The 19,057-nt window shown below is 72.8% G+C and carries 12 protein-coding genes; 7 read left to right on the top strand and 5 right to left on the bottom strand.

The genetic code is table 11. The features are described 5' to 3' along the window. Positions 1–4: 4 nt before the first annotated feature. A complete protein-coding gene (locus tag ACQP1P_RS09270) occupies positions 5–487 on the top strand; it encodes a cupin domain-containing protein (RefSeq protein ID WP_433084993.1) in 483 nt (160 codons plus the stop codon). 184 nt (positions 488–671) lie between these two features. On the opposite strand, the gene ACQP1P_RS09265 is transcribed toward ACQP1P_RS09270, so the two are convergent. The 4 genes from ACQP1P_RS09265 to ACQP1P_RS09250 form a co-directional block, all read right to left on the bottom strand. Beyond that, the gene (locus ACQP1P_RS09265) at positions 672–1,199 is read right to left on the bottom strand and encodes a YbhB/YbcL family Raf kinase inhibitor-like protein (RefSeq protein ID WP_433084991.1); all 528 of its coding nucleotides are present in this window, start codon (positions 1,197–1,199) and stop codon (positions 672–674) included. Between the two features lie 67 nt (positions 1,200–1,266). Continuing rightward, positions 1,267–3,105 carry a DUF2207 family protein gene (locus ACQP1P_RS09260; RefSeq protein WP_433084989.1) on the bottom strand — a complete coding sequence of 613 codons (1,839 nt, stop codon included), beginning with the start codon at positions 3,103–3,105 and terminating at the stop codon, positions 1,267–1,269. 18 nt (positions 3,106–3,123) lie between these two features. Next, on the bottom strand, positions 3,124–3,723 hold the full coding sequence (locus ACQP1P_RS09255; RefSeq protein WP_433084987.1) for a LemA family protein: 600 nt from the start codon (positions 3,721–3,723) through the stop codon (positions 3,124–3,126). A 604-nt stretch (positions 3,724–4,327) separates the two neighbouring features. Continuing rightward, positions 4,328–5,770, bottom strand: coding sequence for an aminopeptidase P family protein (locus tag ACQP1P_RS09250; RefSeq protein ID WP_433084985.1), 1,443 nt, complete (start codon positions 5,768–5,770; stop codon positions 4,328–4,330). A gap of 62 nt (positions 5,771–5,832) precedes the next feature. Between ACQP1P_RS09250 and asnB the strand changes: the two genes are divergently transcribed. From asnB to acnA, 6 genes are all read left to right on the top strand, one after another. After that, positions 5,833–7,761, top strand: coding sequence for an asparagine synthase (glutamine-hydrolyzing) (asnB, locus tag ACQP1P_RS09245; RefSeq protein WP_433084983.1), 1,929 nt, complete (start codon positions 5,833–5,835; stop codon positions 7,759–7,761). Beyond that, entirely contained in the window at positions 7,758–8,681 is a 924-nt protein-coding gene (locus tag ACQP1P_RS09240; RefSeq protein ID WP_433084981.1) for a carbohydrate kinase family protein, read from the top strand. The genes asnB and ACQP1P_RS09240 overlap by 4 nt, the downstream gene beginning before the upstream one ends. Before the next feature lie 59 nt (positions 8,682–8,740). Then, positions 8,741–9,409: a hypothetical protein gene (locus ACQP1P_RS09235; protein WP_433084979.1), complete on the top strand. Its 669-nt coding sequence runs from the start codon at positions 8,741–8,743 to the stop codon at positions 9,407–9,409. A gap of 44 nt (positions 9,410–9,453) precedes the next feature. Continuing rightward, positions 9,454–9,837, top strand: coding sequence for a hypothetical protein (locus tag ACQP1P_RS09230; protein WP_433084977.1), 384 nt, complete (start codon positions 9,454–9,456; stop codon positions 9,835–9,837). A gap of 109 nt (positions 9,838–9,946) precedes the next feature. Further along, entirely contained in the window at positions 9,947–13,174 is a 3,228-nt protein-coding gene (locus ACQP1P_RS09225) for a BTAD domain-containing putative transcriptional regulator (protein ID WP_433084975.1), read from the top strand. Between the two features lie 114 nt (positions 13,175–13,288). Next, complete coding sequence (acnA, locus tag ACQP1P_RS09220) at positions 13,289–16,054, top strand: aconitate hydratase AcnA (RefSeq protein ID WP_433084973.1); 2,766 nt, start codon at positions 13,289–13,291, stop codon at positions 16,052–16,054. Positions 16,055–16,117: 63 nt separating this feature from the next. Here acnA and ACQP1P_RS09215 read toward each other — a convergent pair whose 3' ends face one another. Beyond that, positions 16,118–18,961, bottom strand: a complete 2,844-nt coding sequence (locus tag ACQP1P_RS09215; protein WP_433084971.1) for an Hsp70 family protein — start codon at positions 18,959–18,961, stop codon at positions 16,118–16,120. Between the last annotated feature and the right edge of the window lie 96 nt (positions 18,962–19,057).

The following is a 19,057-nucleotide window of genomic DNA, read 5'->3' as shown; positions in this document are numbered from 1 at the left end:
GGGGATGTCGTATCCACCACCGAAGTACCACGGCGAGAACGGCGAGATCAACGCCACGTATCGGCCGGTCGCCACCGCGCCGGAGTTCACGTACGCCAACGGCAACACCGTGCACTACCTGGCGACGGGCGCGTCGACCGGCGGGCAGTTCGGCCTGTACCGCTGGGTGATGGGCCCGCAGCCCAGCGGCCCGGACCCGCACTTCCACCGCTCGATCTCGGAGTCGTTCTTCATCCTGAGCGGTTCGGTGCGCATTTATGACGGCAAGCGCTGGATCGACACGGAACCGGGCGACTTCGTGCACGTTCCGGAGGGCGGTGTGCACGCGTTCCGCAACGAGTCCGGCGCGCCGGCCGAGATGCTCCTGCACTTCGCGCCCGGTGCGCCCCGGGAGGCCTACTTCGAGGGCCTCCCGGAGCTCCGTTCGATGACCGATGACGAACGTGCCGCGTTCATGCTCGAACACGACACGTTCTGGCTTTCCTAACTGTCCGTTCGCTCAAAAGCCGAAGCCGCAAGCCGAAGCCGACGACTTCGGCGAGAAACCGAAGCCGGCGACCACAGTCACCAAGCCGAGGCCGGCGACCACAGTCAGAAGCCGAAGCCGCCGACCACAGTCACCAAGCCGAGAGCCGGCGACTTCGAGCAGAAGCCGAGGCCGGCGACCTCAATCAGAAGCCGAAGCTCGCGACGAGAATCGCGCGCCCCAGCGTGTGGGCGGTCAGGTTGAAGCCCACGACGTTGGGGCTCGCGTCGGCGTCGACGCCCAGCGACTCGGTGTCGAGGGCGTGGACGACGAAGTAGTACCGGTGCGGCGCGTCCTGCGGCGGCGGGGCCGCACCGCCGAAGTCCCGGCTGCCGTAGTCGTTGCGAGCGTGGATCGCCTCGTCGGGCAGGCCGTCCTTGTCCCCGGTCCCGGCGCCCGTCGGCAGCTCGGCCACATCGGCCGGGATGTCGTAGACGAGCCAGTGCCAGAAGCCGCCACCGGTCGGGGCGTCCGGGTCGTAGCAGGTCACCGCGAAGCTCTTGGTGCCCTCGGGGGCGCCCGACCAGGCCAGGTGGGGCGAGGTGTTGCCGCGCTCGTAGACCTGGGCGTCGGGCAGGGTGCTCCCGTCCGTCAGGTCCTCGCTGGTCAAGCTGAACGCCGGCACCGCGGGCAGGAAGTCGTAGGGCGACGGCGGGCGCGGACGATCGGACATGCGCAATCTCCTTGCGAGGTGGCTACAGCTGTCTCTCGGGAATCCTCTTACCCAACGACCGTCAACCTCAAGTGAGGCGGCCGACGGCTAGCCCGAGCAACCACACCAGGTACGGCTGATGGATCGCGCCGGCACTGCGCTGTTCGAGGCTGACCACCGTCTGGCCCCGCCGGGCGACCGCCCACTGCCCGGACGCGAACGCCTCGTCGCCCACCCCGGGGACGGCGGCGCCGGCGCGGTGCGCGCGGATCGCGAGTTCGGCCGAGTCGCCGGTGGCCACAGTGACGACGAGCGCCGAGCCGTCCGCCGCACGGAACTCCGCCATCGTCATCGGCCCGACCGCCACGCCGCGGTCGGCGCCGGTGAGCGTGACCGGCCGTCCGAGTACGCGGCCGGCCTCCTCCGTCGTGACCAGTTCGGCGGCCGCGACCAGACTCGGGCGGACCGCGGTGGCCAGGGCCGGGGCGCCCGCGTTCATGGCGCGCACGATGAGAGCGTCGGTGTCGTCTTCGCCGTACGTTTGTGATCGTGTGCGCGCGCTGGTGTCCACGCGCAGTTCGATGACGCGCCGGGTCCAGCGCCGGGCGGTCAGCGTGATGACGTCGCCGATGTCCGCGCGGTGCACGATTGCGGACGGACACGCCCAGGCGACGACACGATCGGCCGAGCCGGAGTCGATCGCCAGGTAGTGCAGGACGGGAATGGTCGGCCCGTCATCGCTCTGGGTCTTCGTGCGCCAAGTCTCCACCCACACCACCTCGCCGGTGACGGTGACCGGGGTGAGCACGTCGACAAGCGTGCCGATCAGGGTGTACCCGCCGTAGAGCAGCGGCCACAGGATGAGCACGCGCACGGCGAGCGTCACCCAGCTCGACATGGAGCCGGGGGTGAAGTCGAACGCGACCGCGTTGAAGCGGACGATGAACGCGGCGATGGCGAGCGCGATGCAGGCTTTGACGGTGAGGCGTGCGGCTTTCTGTCCGTACCGTGGCCAGAACGACGGATATCGCACACGAATTCGGTGCCAAGTGCCGCCGAACGAGCTCCAGACCCGGCGCCGGTTGCCCATGCCGAGGTCGATGACGGCGGCGCAGACGCGGGTGGCTCCGACGGCGTCGCCGTAGGAGAGGTACCGGTCCCACACGGCGACGGCGGCGGGCGGGAGGTCGGCGAAACTCTCGTGGGCGCGCAGGAACGCCTTGAGGCCGAGCCAGCGCACGGCCGCCTGGCGTCCCGCTGGGGTGTCCCGTTCGCCGCGCGACTTGCCGGCGAAGATGCCGAGCGCGGACCACAGGATGATGATCGCGACGAATGAAGCGCCACTGCGGCTGTGGAGGAACATGGCGATTCCGGCGGCAAACGCCGGGATTCCCGCAAGAATCGTGAGCGCGGCGACCATCGCTGAGGAGAACCGGCGCTGCGAAAGGCCTTGGGATCGGGCGTCCGCGACGATCGCCGCGTTCAGCCGCTTCGTCCAGCCCTGCGCCTGCGCGGCGTCGCGGAACGTGAGCGCGGTGAGCGGCACCACGCCGTTCATGGTGAGCGATTGGACACGTTCGAAGATCATTCGCTCGTACGCGTTCAGCCCGGTCGGCCGCTCATTGCGCACATGGACGGTCGTTTGCAGCGGATCGTTGCCAGGTTGCCGGAACTCGAGGATGCGCCGGGCCGCCAGATCGATGAACGTGGACTCGGCGGCGTCCTCGGTGAGCTCCCAACGCCCGGTGATGAGGCTGACCACGGCGGGCGACTCGGCGCCGCCGAAGTCCTGGGTGGCCTGCGGCGCGAGGAGCACAGGCGGCCGCGTTGCGTACAAAAGCCACCAGAACGCCGCAAACCATATCAAAAGACCGAGCGCGACGATCCCGATCTCGACCAGGAGCCGGGGCTCGACGACGAGGTCCACGACGCGCCGCCCGGCCCGTCAGAACCGGACGTTGACGTCGGCGCGCTCGCCGCCGGCGGCCTCGAAGTACGGCCGCGCCCGGAACCCGCCGACGCCCACGATGATGTTGGACGGGAGTGTCTGGATCCTCTGGTTGTACGTCTGCACGGCGCTGTTGTAGAACTGCCGCGCGTACGCGATCTTCTCCTCCGTGGCGCCCAGCTCCGCCTGCAGTTGCAGGAAGTTCTGGTTCGCCTTGAGGTCGGGGTACGCCTCGGCGAGCGCGAACAGCCGGCCGAGCGCCTGGGTCAGCATGCCCTCGGCCTGCACCCGCCGCGCGGGGTCGGCCTCGCCGCCGGTGGCGGCGGCCGGCCCGGCCCCGACGGCCGAGCTCCCGGCGGCGTTGCGGGCGGCGATCACGGCCTCGAGGGTCCCGCGCTCGTGCGCGGCGTACCCCTTCACCGTCTCGACCAGGTTCGGGATGAGCGAGTGGCGACGCTTGAGCTGCACGTCGATCTGCGCCCATGACGCGTCGACCTGGGTGCGGGCCTTGACCAGCGCGTTGTACGTGGCCGCGGCCCACCAGACGAACACGATCACGAGCACGACGACGGCGCCGAGCACGATCAGAGCGGTCATGGGCGCATGGTGACCGCCCAGGGTTGCCCAGCGCGTGTCACGGTCGCCGATCCGACAAAGCCCCGGCCGAGGTTCAACGAGGTCCGGCGTATCAGCCGACGCCGAGCCACATCAGACCGCACCGGGACCGACCGAGCAGCGCCGCGCTGAGCGACGCCAAGCCAGAGCAAGCCAGGCCAGAGCAAGCCACGCCAGAGCAAGCGAAGCCACGCCCGACAACACGCCGAGCCAAGCCACGCCAAGTGAGCCAGGCCAAGCCCAACGCAAACCAGGCCAAGCTAGGCCAGGCCCGCCGAATGTCAGCGCCCATGCCACCGATCCACGCGCGGCCATCAGCACCCCGTAACACCAACAGCCGACGCCGCACCGCGTCATAACGCTTACCGAAAGAACAACGCCAAGCCGAGCCAGCCGAGCGCAATCATCAAGGAACGAGCGAAGCAATCACCGCCGAGCGAGAGCGGAGCGAAAAACCGAGCAAGAAAGCGTTGAGCAGCCCGGGCGAGCGGGGGTAAGAAAACAAATACAGAGCGGGCGGGAGTGCGCCTTCTTTGATTCCCTATTCTACCCGGGCCGACCTAATCGATCTTGCGTGGAGTCACGCTCAGTAAGGCAGGCGGAACTCCTCGGCGCGGCGGGCGGCCAGCCAGGATTCCACGTCCGACGAGGTGCGCGGCAGGCCGTCCGACAGGTTGCGGGCCCCCGTCGGCGTGACCAGCACGTCGTCCTCGATGCGCACCGCGATCCCCCGCAGCTCGGCCGGCACCAGTTCGTCCTCCGGCTGGAAGTACAGGCCCGGCTCGACGGTCAGGACGTAGCCGGCGTCCAGGGTGCCCTCGCGGTAGCGCTCCTTGCGCGCCGCCGCGCAGTCGTGGACGTCCAGGCCGAGCATGTGGCCGAAGCCGTGCAGGGTCCATCGGCGGTAGAGGATCGCGCTCTTGTCCATCGCCTCGTCGACGCTGACCGGCAGGACGCCCAGCGCGTGCAGGCCCTCGGCGAGGACGCGCATGCACGCCTGGTGCACGTCGTCGAAGGCCACGCCGGGGCGGATGGTGTCGATGCCGGCCTGCTGGGAGCGGTACACGATGTCGTACACCTCCCGTTGCAGCGGCGTGAAGGTGCCGGAGACGGGGACGGTGCGGGTCACGTCGGCGGTGTAGAGGTTGCGGTTCTCCACGCCCATGTCCATGAGCAGCAGGTCGCCGCTGGTGGTGCGGCCCGTGTTGCGCATCCAGTGCAGGATCGTGCCGTGCGCGCCGGCGCCGACGATCGAGTCGTAGCCGACGTCGTTGCCGTCGTGGCGGGCGCGCATCGCGAAGATGCCTTCGATGAGGCGCTCGTTCACGGGGCGGTCGGCGGGCAGGGCCCGGGCCGCGTCCTCGAAGCCGCGGACGGTCGCGTCGATGGCGTCCTGGAGCTGCTCGAGCTCCCAGGCGTCCTTGACGAGCCGCAGTTCGCCGAGGACCTGGGCGAGTTCCTGGTCGCGGGCCGGGTCGGTGCTGCGCACGGCCGCGTCGACGGCCGGGTCGAAGCCGCGCAGGACGCGGGTGCGGCCCGGGGCGCTGTCGTCGAGGACCGCGGCGAGGTCGTCCACGTGCGCGGTCTGCACCTGCAGCTCGGTGGACTTCTCGGCGAGCGTGTGCCGGCGGCCGATCCACAGCTCGCCGTGGTTGCGGTCGGTGAAGAACTCGTCGGTGTCGCGGGGCGAGCGGGGGCGGACGTAGAGGGTCGCGTCGTGGCCGCCGTCGGTGGGGCGCAGCACGAGCACGGACTCGGGGTCGTGCTCGCCGGTGAGCCACACGTGCTCGCTGCCGGGGCGGAACCGGAAGTTGGTGTCGTTGGAGCGCACGTGCTCGATCCCGGACGGGATGACGAGTGTCTCGCCGGGGAACGCGCCGGAGAGCTCGGCGCGGCGTTTGGCGTGGTCGGGCGCCTCGGTGCGGGGCGCGACGTCGAGTGTGGTGTCGCGCCAGCCCGTGCGCATGAACGCCCGGAAACGCTCCGGAAAGTCGGGGTCGTGGGACTGACTGCCGACTGCTTCCTCCATGTGAACCTCCGCCGCGAATTCGTGCTCCACCTGCGACCGTACCCCGTGCGAGGATGCATGCCATGGCGGGACTTCTCACGTTCGTCAGCGCGCGGGGCGGCGCGGCGGGGCAGCGGGATGCGGTCGCCGACGCGCTGGGGCTGCTGCGGCACCGCGGGCCCGACGACGAGGGTATCGTCGCCGACGACGACGTGGTGTTCGGCGCCGAGCAGCTGACGGTGAGCGAGCACCGTTCGGCGCAGCCGGCGAAGTATCCGCCGATGGGCGTGACCGCCGGGCGGTATCTGATCGTGCTCGACGGCGCGCTGTACAACGCCGCGGAGCTGCGGGCCGAGCTGGTGGAGGACCGGCGGGCCGAGTTCGGCACCGACGGCGACGCCGAGGTGATCCTCGCCGCCTACCACCACTGGGGCCCGGGTGCCGTGAGCCGGCTGCGGGGCATGTTCGCGTTCGTGATCTGGGACAGTTCGGCCCGGCGGGCGTTCGGGGCCCGCGACCCGTTCGGCATCAAGCCGCTCTTTCAGCTGCAGACGCCCCAGGGGGTGTACCTCGCCAGCGAGAAGAAGGCCCTCCTGCCGTTCGTCGCCGACCGGGCCGCGGTCGACACGGTGCGCCTGCAGCACTATCTGACGATGCAGTACGTGCCGGAGCCGGCGACGATGCATCCGGAGGTGCGCCGGCTCGGGGCGGGCGAGTCGTTCGTCTACACGCCGGGCGGGCCGCTGGCGAACCGGCGGTACAGCCAGCTGACCTTCCGCCCGGCGCCGGTCGCCGACGAGGAGGCCGTGGTGCGCCGCATCGGGGAGGCGCTGCGCGAGAGCGTCCACGCGCACATGCAGGCCGATGCCCCGGTCGGCGCGTTCCTGTCCAGCGGCATCGACTCGACGGCGATCGTCGCGCTCGCGGCCGAGCGGGATCCGGGGCTGCGGACGTTCACCGTGGGTTACGACGCGGCCGGGCCGGGCGCGCAGTTCTCGGAGATCGACGTGGCCGAGCAGTCGGCGCGGGCGCTCGGTGTCCCGCTGACGGCGACGGTGGTCACCGCGGGTGACTTCATGCGGGCCCTGCCGCGGATCGTGTGGCATCTCGACGACCCGGTCGCGGACCCGGCCCTGGTGCCGTTGTTCTTCCTGGCGGAGCGGGCGGCCCGGGACGTGACGGTGGTGCTCGGCGGTGACGGGGCGGACGAGCTGTTCGGCGGCTATCCGATCTACCGGGAGCCGCTGTCGCTGTCGAGCGTGAGTCACCTGCCCGACTCGATGCAGCGGGGGCTGCGGGCGGTGTCGCGGGTCATTCCGCAGGGTGTGAAGGGCAAGAGTTTCCTGGAGCGGGGCACGACCCCGATCGAGGAGCGCTACTACGGCAACGCGCGGATCTTCACCGACGAGGAGAAGGCCGCGCTGCTGCGCCACTTCGAGCCGGACGTGCGGCACACGGACGTGACGGCGCCGGTGTTCAAGGAGGCCGGGGCGCTCGACGACGTGACGACGATGCAGTACGTGGATCTGTACACGTGGCTGCGGGGCGACATTCTGGTGAAGGCCGACCGGATGACGATGGCGCACTCGCTGCAGCTGCGCACGCCGTTCCTGGACCGGGCCGTGTTCGAGGTGGCCGCGGGGCTGCCGAGCGAGCTGAAGGTGCCGCCGCGCTCGCAGGAGACGAAGGCGGCGCTGCGCCGGGCGCTGGCCGGGGTGGTGCCGGAGCCGATCGTGCACCGCAGGAAGCTCGGGTTTCCGGTGCCGATCCGGCCGTGGCTGCGCGGGGAGATGTACGACTGGGCGCACGGCCTGCTCGACGCGTCGGGCGCCGGGGATCTGCTGGACCTCGACGTGGTGCGGGGGCTGCTGCGGGCGCACCGTAAGAAGGAGGCCGACCATTCGCGCAAGCTGTGGACGGTGCTCGTCTTCTGTGTGTGGCATGCGGTCTTCGTGACCGGAACCATGCGCCCGGGGTTCACCGGGGCCGCGAACGAGGAGGTGTTCCCGTGACCGGGTACGGCGTGGTCATCGGTGAGGCGCTGATCGACCTGCTGGAGTCGACGGCGGGCGGTGAGCTGGTCTACCGGCCGGCGGTCGGCGGCGCGCCGTTCAACGTGGCCGTCGGCATCGCCCGTCTCGGCGGCGACGTGCACTTCCTGGGTTCGTTCGGTGACGACCCGTTCGGCCACCGGCTGCTGGACTTCCTGGACAAATCCGGCGTCGGTACGGACGGTGCCGTCACGGTCGCGGACGTGGCCACCACGCTGGCCGTCACCACCTTCCAGGGCCACGAGCCGACGTTCCGCTTCTACGGGGAGCCGCCGTCCTACGGGCTGTTCGACGCCGGCAGCGTCGACGAGTCGCTGGTGGCGGGGGCGCGGCTGCTGTACTGCGGCTCGATGTGCCTGCTCGCCCCGCCCGTGCTCGCCGCCGCCCGCCGCGCCTGGGCGGTGCCGGGGCCGGTGCGCGTCTTCGACCCCAACGTGCGCCCGGTCGTGGGGATCAACCCGGACGTCGTGGAGGAGTTCGCGGCCACGGCCGACCTGGTGAAGCTGAGCTCGGCCGACGCGGTGGCGCTGTGGGGCGACTCGCCCGAGCAAGCCGCCGACCGCCTGCTGTCCTGCGGCGCGGACGTGGTCGTGGTGACCCTGGGTTCGCAGGGTGCGCTGGTGGCGAAGGGTTCCTCGACGGTACAGGTGCCGGCCCCCCGCATCGCCCCGGTCGACGCGACCGGCGCGGGCGACGCGACGATGGCCGGGCTCAGCTGGGGCATCCTCGCCCACGGCCGGCCGGTGGATCTCGGCGGCTGGGCGACCCTCACCCGGGTCGCGGTCCACGTCGCGGGCCTGGTGTGCGAGTCGCCGGGCGGCGCCGTGTCCATGCCGACGGTCGCCGATCTTCGCGCCCGGTTCGTAGACTTGGCGGTGTGACGCCCGGGCGGTTCGGCCGGTACGTGATGGTATGCAAGGCGGCAGCCGCGGGCGTCGCCTTGCTGATCGTCGTGCTCCGGGTCGTCTACGAGTTCGGCGTCACCTCCGCGAACACCCCGATGTGGGCCGCGGCGGCGCTGCTGTTCGCCCCGGTCGTGGTGCTCAGCGGCGCGTTCATCGCCTTCGGCGTCGTGTTCCGCCCGATCCTGCACCCGCCGCCGGCGGCGCTGCGGGTGCGGGGGGACGCGTTCGTGGTGCCGGGCTCCCCGGTGCTCATGGGCCGGCTCACGATGGGCTGGGCGCTGCTGGGCACCGTGTTCCTGGAGAGCGACCCGGGCCTGTCGCCGACGACCCGCTTCGGCATCAACGCGGGCGCCTTCCTGGTGATCGCCGGGGCCGCCCTGCCGCTGCTGCGCGGCCCGCGGATCGTGGTCAGCCCGGCGGGGCTGAACATCCGCGCCGGAGGCCGGCGGGTCCTGGCCTGGGACGATCTGGTGCGGGTGCCGGCCAACCCGCTGCCGATCCCGGTGCGGGCGCCGAAGCTGGCCCTGAGCATCCGCCGCCCGGGCCGCCCGGAGCCGGGCTGGCTGCTGGTGCCGCTGGAGCTGCTGGCGGTCGAGCCCGTCTTCCTCGGCTCCGTCGTGGAGCACTACGTCGAGCACCCGGATCGCCGCGGGGCGATCGGCACGAAAGAGGAGTACACGCGCCTGACGGGGGTGCCCGTCTGACGGTTGGCAAGGCGTTTGCAAGACCGGCGGCGGATGCTTGGGCTGTGACTGCTCTGCTGTTGGTTCGCCGGGTGCCGCCGGCCCGCCTGGAACTCACCCGCACGACGGCCCGGCAGTGGGATGCCGCGCTGGCGGGTGACGCGACCGTGCAGTGGTGGGAGCTGGTCGACCCGGCGGCCGACGACGCCGCCCCGCCCGCCGCGCTCGCGGCGCTGCGCCCGGACCCGGTGACGGTGCGCCTGGCCGGCGTGGCGACCCCGCCGGGGCAGCGGGACCGGGCGGTGCAGGTGGTGGTGGCGCTCATCGACGCCCTGCGGGCCACGTCCGCGCTGACGCTGGAGGCGCTGCCGTCGGCGGAGCTGTCGACAATCCTGCGTGACGCCGGCTTCCTGCCCGCCGGGGACGGCCGCGCGGTCCTCGAGCTGTAGGCGCCCCCGCGGACGGCCGCACGATCCCCGCGAGGCACGCGGACGGCCGCAGTCGCCGGGCTGGGGTGACCTGCGGACGGCGGGGCGGGGAGGCGCTACCGTCGACTGGTTGGAACTGCGCATTCTGGGCCCGCTGGAGGCCCTCACCGACGACGGCGTCCCGATCGACCTGGGCACCCCGAAGCAGCGTGCCGTCCTGGCGCTGCTGGCGACCCGTCCGGGCCGGGTGGTGCCGGTGCAGACGCTGGTCGACGAGCTGTGGGCGGACGAGCCGCCGGAGCGGGCGATCGCGTCGCTGCAGGCGTACGTGTCGCGCCTGCGCCGCGCCCTGGAGCCGGGCCGGGCCGCACGGGGCACGGCGACGGTCCTGGTGAGCCGGGCGCCCGGCTATGTGCTGGCGGTCCCGCCCGAGGCCGTCGACGCGGTCCGGTTCGCGGCCGCGGCCGGGTCCGCGCACGGCGGTGACGACCCGGCGGTGCTCGGTGCCGCCCTGGAGCTGTGGCGGGGTGATCCGCTGCCGGAGCTGGGCGACTCGCCGCTGGCCCAGGCGGAGCGGGCCCGGCTGCAGGAGCTGCGCTTCGCCGCGGTGGAGCGCCGGGCGGCCGCGTGGCTGGCCGGTGGCCGGCTCGCCGAGGTGATCTACACCACGGAGGCGGCCCTGGCCGAGTCGCCGTACCGGGAGTCGCTGTGGGCGCAGCTGATGCTGGCCCTGTACCGCTCGGGCCGCCAGGCCGAGGCGTTGAGCGCGTTCGCGAAGGCCCGCACGATCCTGGCCGGGGAACTCGGCATCGAGCCGGGCCCGGACCTGCGCCGTCTCGAGTCGGACATTCTGCGCCAGTCCCCCGGCCTCGGCGCGCTGGGTCCGCCGGCGACCGTGCCACCGCAGCCCGGGCCGGTCGCGCCCGAGCCGGTGACGGTGACGGTGGCGGCCGAGCCGGGGCCGGGGGCGGCCGAGCCGGGGACGGTGGCGGCCGAGCCGGGGACGGTCACGGTGGCGGCCGAGCCGGGGACGGTCACGGTGGCGGCCGAGCCGGGGACGGTGGCGGCCGAGCCGGGGACGGTCACGGTGGCGGCCGAGCCGGGGACGGTGGCGGCCGAGCCGGGGACGGCGACGGTGACGGCCGAGCCGGACGGTGACGCGGAACCGCTCGTGGGGCGGGACCGGGAGCTCGCCGTCGCCGACGAGATCCTCGCGCGCCGGGGGCGGGTGCTCGTCGTGGAGGGTGTGGCCGGGATCGGCAAGTCGGCGCTGCTGGGCGAGATCGCCCGGCGGGCGGCCGGGCTCGGGTTCGCGATCGGGCTCGGGGGCGGGGTCGACGGGCCGCAGCCGCCGGTGTTCCTGCCCTGGGCGCAGGCGCTGCGGGGGCTGGCGGCCGGGTGGGCGGCGGAGCTGGCGGAGGCGTTCGCGCCGTTCGGCAACCTGCCGGCGGTGCTCGACCCGGCGCTGGCCGGGGCGATCGAGCTGCCCGCGCCGGAGCGGCTGGCCGACGCCGAGCTGGCCCGGTCGCGGCTGTTCCAGGGGCTGGTCGACGGGCTGCGGCGGCTGGCCGGGCGGCGGCCGGTGCTGCTGGTGTTCGACGACGCGCACCTGCTCGACCGGCCGTCGCGGACGCTGCTCGGGCTGTGCCTGCGGGCGGTGCCGGGGTCGGGGCTCGTCGTGGTGCTCGCGGCCCGCAGCGGCGAGGGGGTCACGGATCTGGCCGCCGGGGCCCAGGCCGTACCGCTGCGGCTCGAAGGTTTGTCGGGTGAGGACGTGGCGCGGCTCGGGCGGCGGGTCGCGCAGCGGGCGCTGGGGCGTGAGACCGTCTCGGTGCTCGTGGACCGGACCGGCGGCAACCCGTTCTTCGTCGGTGAGCTGCTGCGGGTCCTGCTCGCGGAGCACGCGCTGGACGAGCGCGGCGCCCGGGAGCGCACGCCGGCGCGGGTGCAGGAGGTGATCCGGCGGCGGTTCGCGCGGCTGCCGGGCCAGCTGGGGGCGGTGCTCGCGGTCGCGTCGGTGCTGGGGCGGGAGTTCGACGTCGCGGTCCTGCGGGAGCTGACGCAGCTCGACGAGCTGGAGCTGTACGACACGCTCGACACGGGGTTGGCGACGGGGGTGCTCGAGGGCGGCGCGGACGGGCGGCTGCGCTTCGCGCACGATCTGCTGCGGCAGGCGGCGTACGAGGAGCAGGGGCCGCTGCGCCGGGCGCGCCTGCACGCACGGGCGGCCCGGGCCCTGCACGAGCGCAGCGCCACCGAGCGGGCGGCGCACCTGCGGCTGGCGCTGCCGGTCGCCGCTGCGCTGGAGGTGGCGCCGGTGCTGGCGGCCGCGGCGGGTGAGGCCTACGAGCGCACGGCGGTCGAGGAGGCGGTCGCGCTGCTGGAGGAGGCGGTGGGGGTCGTGCTGAGCGCCGCCCCGTCGAGGGCGCGGGACGTCGCCGAGCTGGATCTGCGGGTCCGGCTGGCGTACACGCACCAGGCGACCGGGGACTATCTCGGCGCGCCGGCGGCCGCGCAGTACGCGCTGATGGAGCCGGTGCTGGCCCGGGTCACGCCGGGGCCGGACCTGGTCGCGGCGCTGTGGGGGTACGCGTCGTTCCACAACGCGGCCGGCGACGACGGCCGGGTGGCGGCGATCGCGGCGCTCGACCCGTTCGTCGCCGCGGTGCACGCCGGCTACGCCGCGCACGCCCGGGCGGACCTGCCGCGGGCCCGGGCGCTGCTGCGGGAGGCGCTCGACGCGCTGCCGGAGGGCGGCCTGCCGGTGTTCCCGCTCATCGACTGGGACCCGGTCGCGGGCATTCTCGGGCCGGCCGCGTCGGTCGAGAGCCTGCTCGGGGACCGGGCCGCGGCGGAGGCGTTGCTGGCCCGGGCGGGGCGGGCGACGCCGTTCCAGGACATGTACGTGACGTCGTACTCGGCGTCGGTGGCCGCCGACGCCTACGACGCCGGGGCGGTGCTGGAGCGGGCCCGGCGGACGCTGCGGCTCGCGGAGCAGACCCAGAGCCGCGAGTACCGGGCGGTGGCGCAGGTGCTCGCCGGGTGGGCGGGCGGCGACGAGGCGCTGCTGGCCGGGGGCGAGGACGCGCTGGGCGGGATGCTGTGGCGGTATCCGCGGCTGCTGGCGCTGCGCCCGGACCTGCTGCTGCGGGCGGGGCGGGCCGAGGAGGCGGCGCGGCTGGCGCGGGCGCGGCTGCAGACCCCGCTGGAGGGGCTGAACCGGTTCGCGGAGCCGGATCTGCGCCGGGTGCTGGGGGTGGCCACGGGTGACCGCGCGGAGCTGGAGCGGGCCCTCGCCGTGGCCCGTGAGCTCGGGCATGCGCCGGCCGTGGCACGGATTGGGACGGTGCTTGCGTGAATAACAAGACGGACGTACGGTTTTCTTGACTGAACCCCCCGCGGCGTGATCCCGGCGCGCGCTGGGGAAGACTGGCGTACCGGAACACGACTTGACGGAAGAGGAGCACACGCCGTGGCGAGCCTCGACTCCTTCGGAGCAAAGAGCCAGCTGAGCGTCGGTGACGCGAGCTACGAGATTTACCGGATCGGCCAGGTCGAGGGGGCCGCTCGGCTGCCGTACAGCCTGAAGATCCTCCTGGAGAACCTGCTGCGGACCGAGGACGGCGCGAACATCACCGCCGAGCACATCCGGGCCCTGGGCGGGTGGGACGCGTCGGCCGAGCCGAGCGTGGAGATCCAGTTCACCCCGGCCCGCGTGCTGATGCAGGACTTCACCGGCGTGCCGTGCGTCGTCGACCTCGCCACCATGCGCGAGGCCGTCGTCGAGCTCGGCGGCGACCCGAAGCGGGTCAACCCGCTCGCCCCGGCCGAGCTCGTCATCGACCACTCCGTCATCGCCGACCTGTTCGGCCGGCCGGACGCGTTCGAGCGCAACGTCGAGCTGGAGTACGGGCGCAACAAGGAGCGGTACCAGTTCCTGCGCTGGGGCCAGACCGCGTTCAACGAGTTCAAGGTCGTCCCGCCGGGCACCGGCATCGTGCACCAGGTGAACATCGAGTACCTGGCCCGGGTCGTCATGGCCCGCGGCGGCCAGGCCTACCCGGACACCGTGGTCGGCACCGACTCGCACACCACGATGGTCAACGGCCTCGGCGTGCTCGGCTGGGGCGTCGGCGGCATCGAGGCCGAGGCCGCGATGCTCGGCCAGCCGGTGTCGATGCTCATCCCGCGGGTCGTGGGCTTCAAGCTCTCCGGTGAGCTGCCCGAGGGCACCACCGCCACCGACCTGGTGCTGGTCATCACCGAGATGCTGCGCAAGCACGGCGTGGTCGGCAAGTTCGTCGAGTTCTACGGCCCCGGCGTGAGCGCGGTGCCGCTGGCCAACCGGGCCACGATCGGCAACATGAGCCCCGAGTACGGCTCGACGGTGGCGATCTTCCCGATCGACGACGAGACCATCAAGTACCTGAAGCTGACCGGCCGCGACGAGGCCCAGGTCGCGCTCGTCGAGGCCTACGCCAAGGAGCAGGGCCTCTGGCACGACCCGGCCGCCGAGCCGGACTACTCCGAGCGCCTCGAGCTCGACCTGAGCACCATCGAGCCGTCGCTGGCCGGCCCGAAGCGCCCGCAGGACCGGGTGCCGCTGTCCGCCGCCAAGTCGATGTTCCGCTCGGTGCTCGACCACTACGTCGGCGACGGCGTCGAGGGCCCGGCCGACGAGGCCAGCGCCGAGTCGTTCCCGGCCAGCGACGCCCCCGCCAACAGCGTCACCGCCAACGGTGACCGCCCGCACGACCTGGTCTCGGCGGCCTCGGGCGCCGACGGCCGCACGTCGAAGCCGGTGCGGGTCGAGGACTACGAGCTCGACCACGGCGCGGTCGTCATCGCCGCCATCACGTCCTGCACGAACACCTCGAACCCGCAGGTCATGATCGGCGCGGCGCTGCTGGCCCGCAACGCGGTGGAGAAGGGCCTGGCCCGCAAGCCGTGGGTGAAGACGACCCTGGCCCCCGGCTCGAAGGTGGTCACCGACTACTACGAGCGCTCCGGCCTCACGCCCTACCTGGACAAGCTCGGCTTCAACCTGGTCGGCTACGGCTGCACCACCTGCATCGGCAACTCCGGCCCGCTGCCGGAGCCGATCAGCGCCGCGGTCAACGAGCACGACCTCACCGTCGTGTCGGTGCTGTCGGGCAACCGCAACTTCGAGGGCCGGATCAACCCGGACGTGAAGATGAACTACCTGGCCTCGCCGCCGCTGGTGGTCGCCTACGCGCTCGCGGGCACGATGGACATCGACCTGACCAACGACCCGCTGGGCACCGGCTCGGACGGGCAGCCGGTCTACCTGCGTGACATCTGGCCGAGCCCGAAGGAGATCGAGGACACCATCGCCGCGGCGATCGGCGCGGACCTGTTCTCCACCCGCTACGCCGACGTGTTCGCCGGCGACGAGCAGTGGCGGTCACTGCCCACGCCGACCGGTGACACGTTCGACTGGGCGGGTGACTCGACGTACGTGCGCAAGCCCCCGTACTTCGAGGGCATGGCCACCGAGCCCTCGGCCGTCAGCGACATCGCCGGCGCCCGGGTGCTGGCCAAGCTCGGCGACTCGGTCACCACCGACCACATCTCGCCGGCCGGCTCCATCAAGGCCGACTCGCCCGCCGGGAAGTACCTCGCCGAGCACGGGGTGGACCGCAAGGACTTCAACTCGTACGGGTCGCGCCGCGGCAACCACGAGGTGATGATCCGCGGGACGTTCGCCAACATCCGGCTGCGCAACCAGCTCGCGCCGGGCACCGAGGGCGGCGTGACCGTCAACCACCTCACCGGCGAGCAGACCACGATCTACGACGCCTCCGTGGCCTACGCCGAGGCGGGGGTGCCGCTGGTGATCCTGGCCGGCAAGGAGTACGGCTCCGGCTCCTCGCGCGACTGGGCCGCCAAGGGCACCGCGCTGCTGGGCGTGCGCGCCGTCATCGCCGAGTCGTACGAGCGCATCCACCGCTCGAACCTCATCGGCATGGGCGTGCTGCCGCTGCAGTTCCCGCAGGGCGAGAACGCCGACTCGCTGGGCCTGTCCGGCACCGAGACGTTCACCGTCACCGGCGTCGAGCAGCTCAACGACGGCAGCACCCCGCGCACGGTGCGGGTGAGCACCGACAGCGGCGTCGAGTTCGACGCGGTGGTGCGCATCGACACCCCCGGCGAGGCGGACTACTACCGCCACGGCGGCATCCTGCAGTACGTGCTGCGCAAGATGATCGCCGCCTGACCCGGTAGCCGGACACGAAACGGCGCCCGTCCACAGTGGACGGGCGCCGTTGCCGTGTCCGGCCTACTTGCCCGCGGGGATCTGGAAGCGGTACACCTTCGCCTTGTCCTTGTCCAGGAGCACCAGCGAGTCGTTGCTCATCGACACGTCCTGCAGCAGCGTCGGCACGCCCGCCGAGCCGATCGGCTTGCCGTCGAGGCCGTAGACGTAGGCGTTCCACGTGCCCTTGCCCGGCACGACGCTCTCGATGACGAGCTTGTTGCCGTAGCCGGCGTAGGCGTCCTGGCTCGCCAGCCCCTGGCCCAGCACGACCTGGTCGTTGCCGGTCGCCGGGTCGAGCACGGCCGCGTCGCCGACGATGTCGAACACGCCGTGGCCGCCGACGAGCTTGCCGTCCATCACGACCCAGATGGGGTCCTCGGTGCCGGGGATGGTGCCGCTGCGGTCACGGATCGACTGCTTGGTCCACCGGGCCTGGCCGTTGGTGGCGTCGATGGCGATGAGCACGTCCTTGCCCGAGGTCTGCGTGCCCGCGACGCAGACCAGCTTCTCCCCGCACGGGCGCACGTTGTCGACCTTCGTGCCCGACGGCGCCTTGAACTCCCACGCCTGCTGCCAGTTCCTGATGCTGTAGGCCACCACGTTGCCGTCGGCCTCGCCCTTGAACATCGCCAGGTCGTTGTAGACGAGCCAGGAGTTCGAGGACGAGTTCTTCTTGTAGGCGCCGGAGGCCGTCTGCTTGCCCGTGTTGAGGTCGATGGTCGCGGCCTTGGTGTCGCTGAGCAGCTGCACCGCGACCGCGCCGGCGCTCAGCGACTCCTGGAACGGCCAGAGGCTGGAGAACGTCAGCCCGTAGGTCGGCACGATGGTCGTGGCCTGGGTGTCGGAGGTCGGCCAGACCAGCGCCGGCCTGGCCCCGCGGCCGGTGACGCGGTGGCTGTTCTGCTCGACGCCGGCCGACCACTTCGTCGAGCCGTCGGCGAGGTTGATCCGGTCGAGGGTCGGCTTGTTCCAGTCGCTGTGCTCCACCACGGCGTCGGTGCCCAGGTAGACGAGGTCGATCCGGTCGTCCCAGGGCTTCGTCCACTTCGCGGTGTGCGTGGCCAGGTCGATGACCGAGCGCGACTCCTGCTTGCCGTCGCCGCCGAGCTTCGCGTCGTCCTTGCCGTCGACGATGAGCAGGTTGCCCACGACCTTCAGGGCGAGCTCGGCCGGCTCCGCCTGCAGCTGCACGGTCCAGATCTGCTTGCCGGCGGTCTCGTAGCCGGACACGACCGTCGCGCCCGCGTTGACCTGCGCGGTGAAGACGGCGCCGTTGCCGGCGGTGGCGGCGATCGCGCCGTCGGAGCTGAGCTGGATCACCTCGCCGGCCTTGAGCCCGTCGACCTGCCCCGGCCCGTCGGCGCCGGTGTCGAAGCCGGGGAAGCCGTTCTTGGCCGACTCGAACTGGTCGCCCATCCAGGTGAACAGCCGGTTGCCGCCCCAGACGCAGCCGACGATGACCGCGAGGACCACCACGAGCGCGATCCAGGGCGCGCTGCTGCGGCGCCTGGGCGGCTGCACGACGGGGACGCCCACCCCGTAGGCCGGAGGCGGCGGGGCCATCGGCGGCGGGCCGGCCTGCTGCGGGACCAGCCGGGGCGGGATGGGCGGCGGCGTGCCCGCGGGGGAGGCGGGGGCCGCGGGGAACGCCATCGAGACCGGATACGCCGGGCTCCCCGACGGGGACACGGGCACGCCCGACACCGGGAAGCCCGTCGACGGCGTCGTCGGGGAGACGGGGCGGGGCGCGGGGGCCTGCTGGGGCCCCGGGGCCTGCTGCGGGCCGGCGGCACCGACGGCCAGGATGCCGCCGTAGGCCACCGGGAGCTCCGGCTGCTCGGGCACGACCGGCGCCACCCCGAAGCGCGCGTGCAGGCGGCTGGCCACGAGCGGGATCCGGCTGGACCCGCCGACGAGGAAGATCCCGGCGAGCTGGCGCACGTCGACGCCGGCGCGCTCCAGCACCCGGCGGGTCTCGTCCACGGCCCGGTCGATGAGCGGGCCGGCGACCCGCTCCAGCTCCTCCCGGGTCAGGTGGACGGCCTCGTCGGTGCCGGGCAGGTGCACCGGCGCGGAGGCGGCCCGGGAGAGCATCTCCTTGGCCGCGCGGACCTCGCTCCAGAACTCGCGGCGGTCGCGCTTGGCCGCGGTCGAGTCGGGGTTGGACAGCCGCTGCCACAGCTGCGGGTGGCGCAGGCTGATGAGCTGGCCGAGGTGGCCGACGAGGGCCGCGTCGATGTCGACGCCGCCGAGGTCGTCGAGGCCGCCGACGCCGAGGACCCGCAGCCCGTCGAACTCGCGGCGCACCACCGACACGTCCAGCGTGCCGCCGCCGAAGTCGAACACCGCCAGGCTCTGCAGCGGGGCGACCTGCTGGCCGAGGACGCTCAGGCAGTAGGTGGCGGCGGCGATCGGCTCGTCGACGAGGACCACCGGGCCGAGGCTGGCCGCCCGGGCCGCCTCCAGCAGCACGCCGCGGCGCTGGCCGCCCCAGTCGGCCGGGCAGGTGAGCACCGTCGAGCCGACCGGGTTCACCCCGGCCTGCAGCGACTCCTCCGCGGCCCGGCGCAGCAGCGAGGCGAGCATCTCCACGACCGTGACCTCGGCCGCGCCGAGCAGGACCGAGCCCTCGTCGACGCTGCGCTTGGGGTAGGGCTCGAACCGCTCGGGCGCCAGCTGGGAGAGCCGCTCCGCGTCCCGGCCCACGCTGAGCCGGCCCTGCTCGTCGGCGTAGACACCGGACGGCATGACGGGCGAGCCGTCGAACAGCAGCGCCCGGGGAGCCTCGTCGCCGCGGCGCACGACGGCGACGGTGTGGCAGGTGCCCAGATCGATCGCGAGACGATGGGTCGGGGTCGGGCCCACGCGCTCACCTCCAATGACCTCCGGGATGCTACGGCAGGGGTACGACAATTCCGATCGGCGGTTTGGGGTAGACAAGAACCTGACAATCGAGGAGGC

It is taken from the genome of Dactylosporangium sp. CA-052675, assembly GCF_050947935.1.
GTDB lineage: Bacteria > Actinomycetota > Actinomycetes > Mycobacteriales > Micromonosporaceae > Dactylosporangium.
This window is presented reverse-complemented; position numbering and strand designations above follow the sequence as displayed.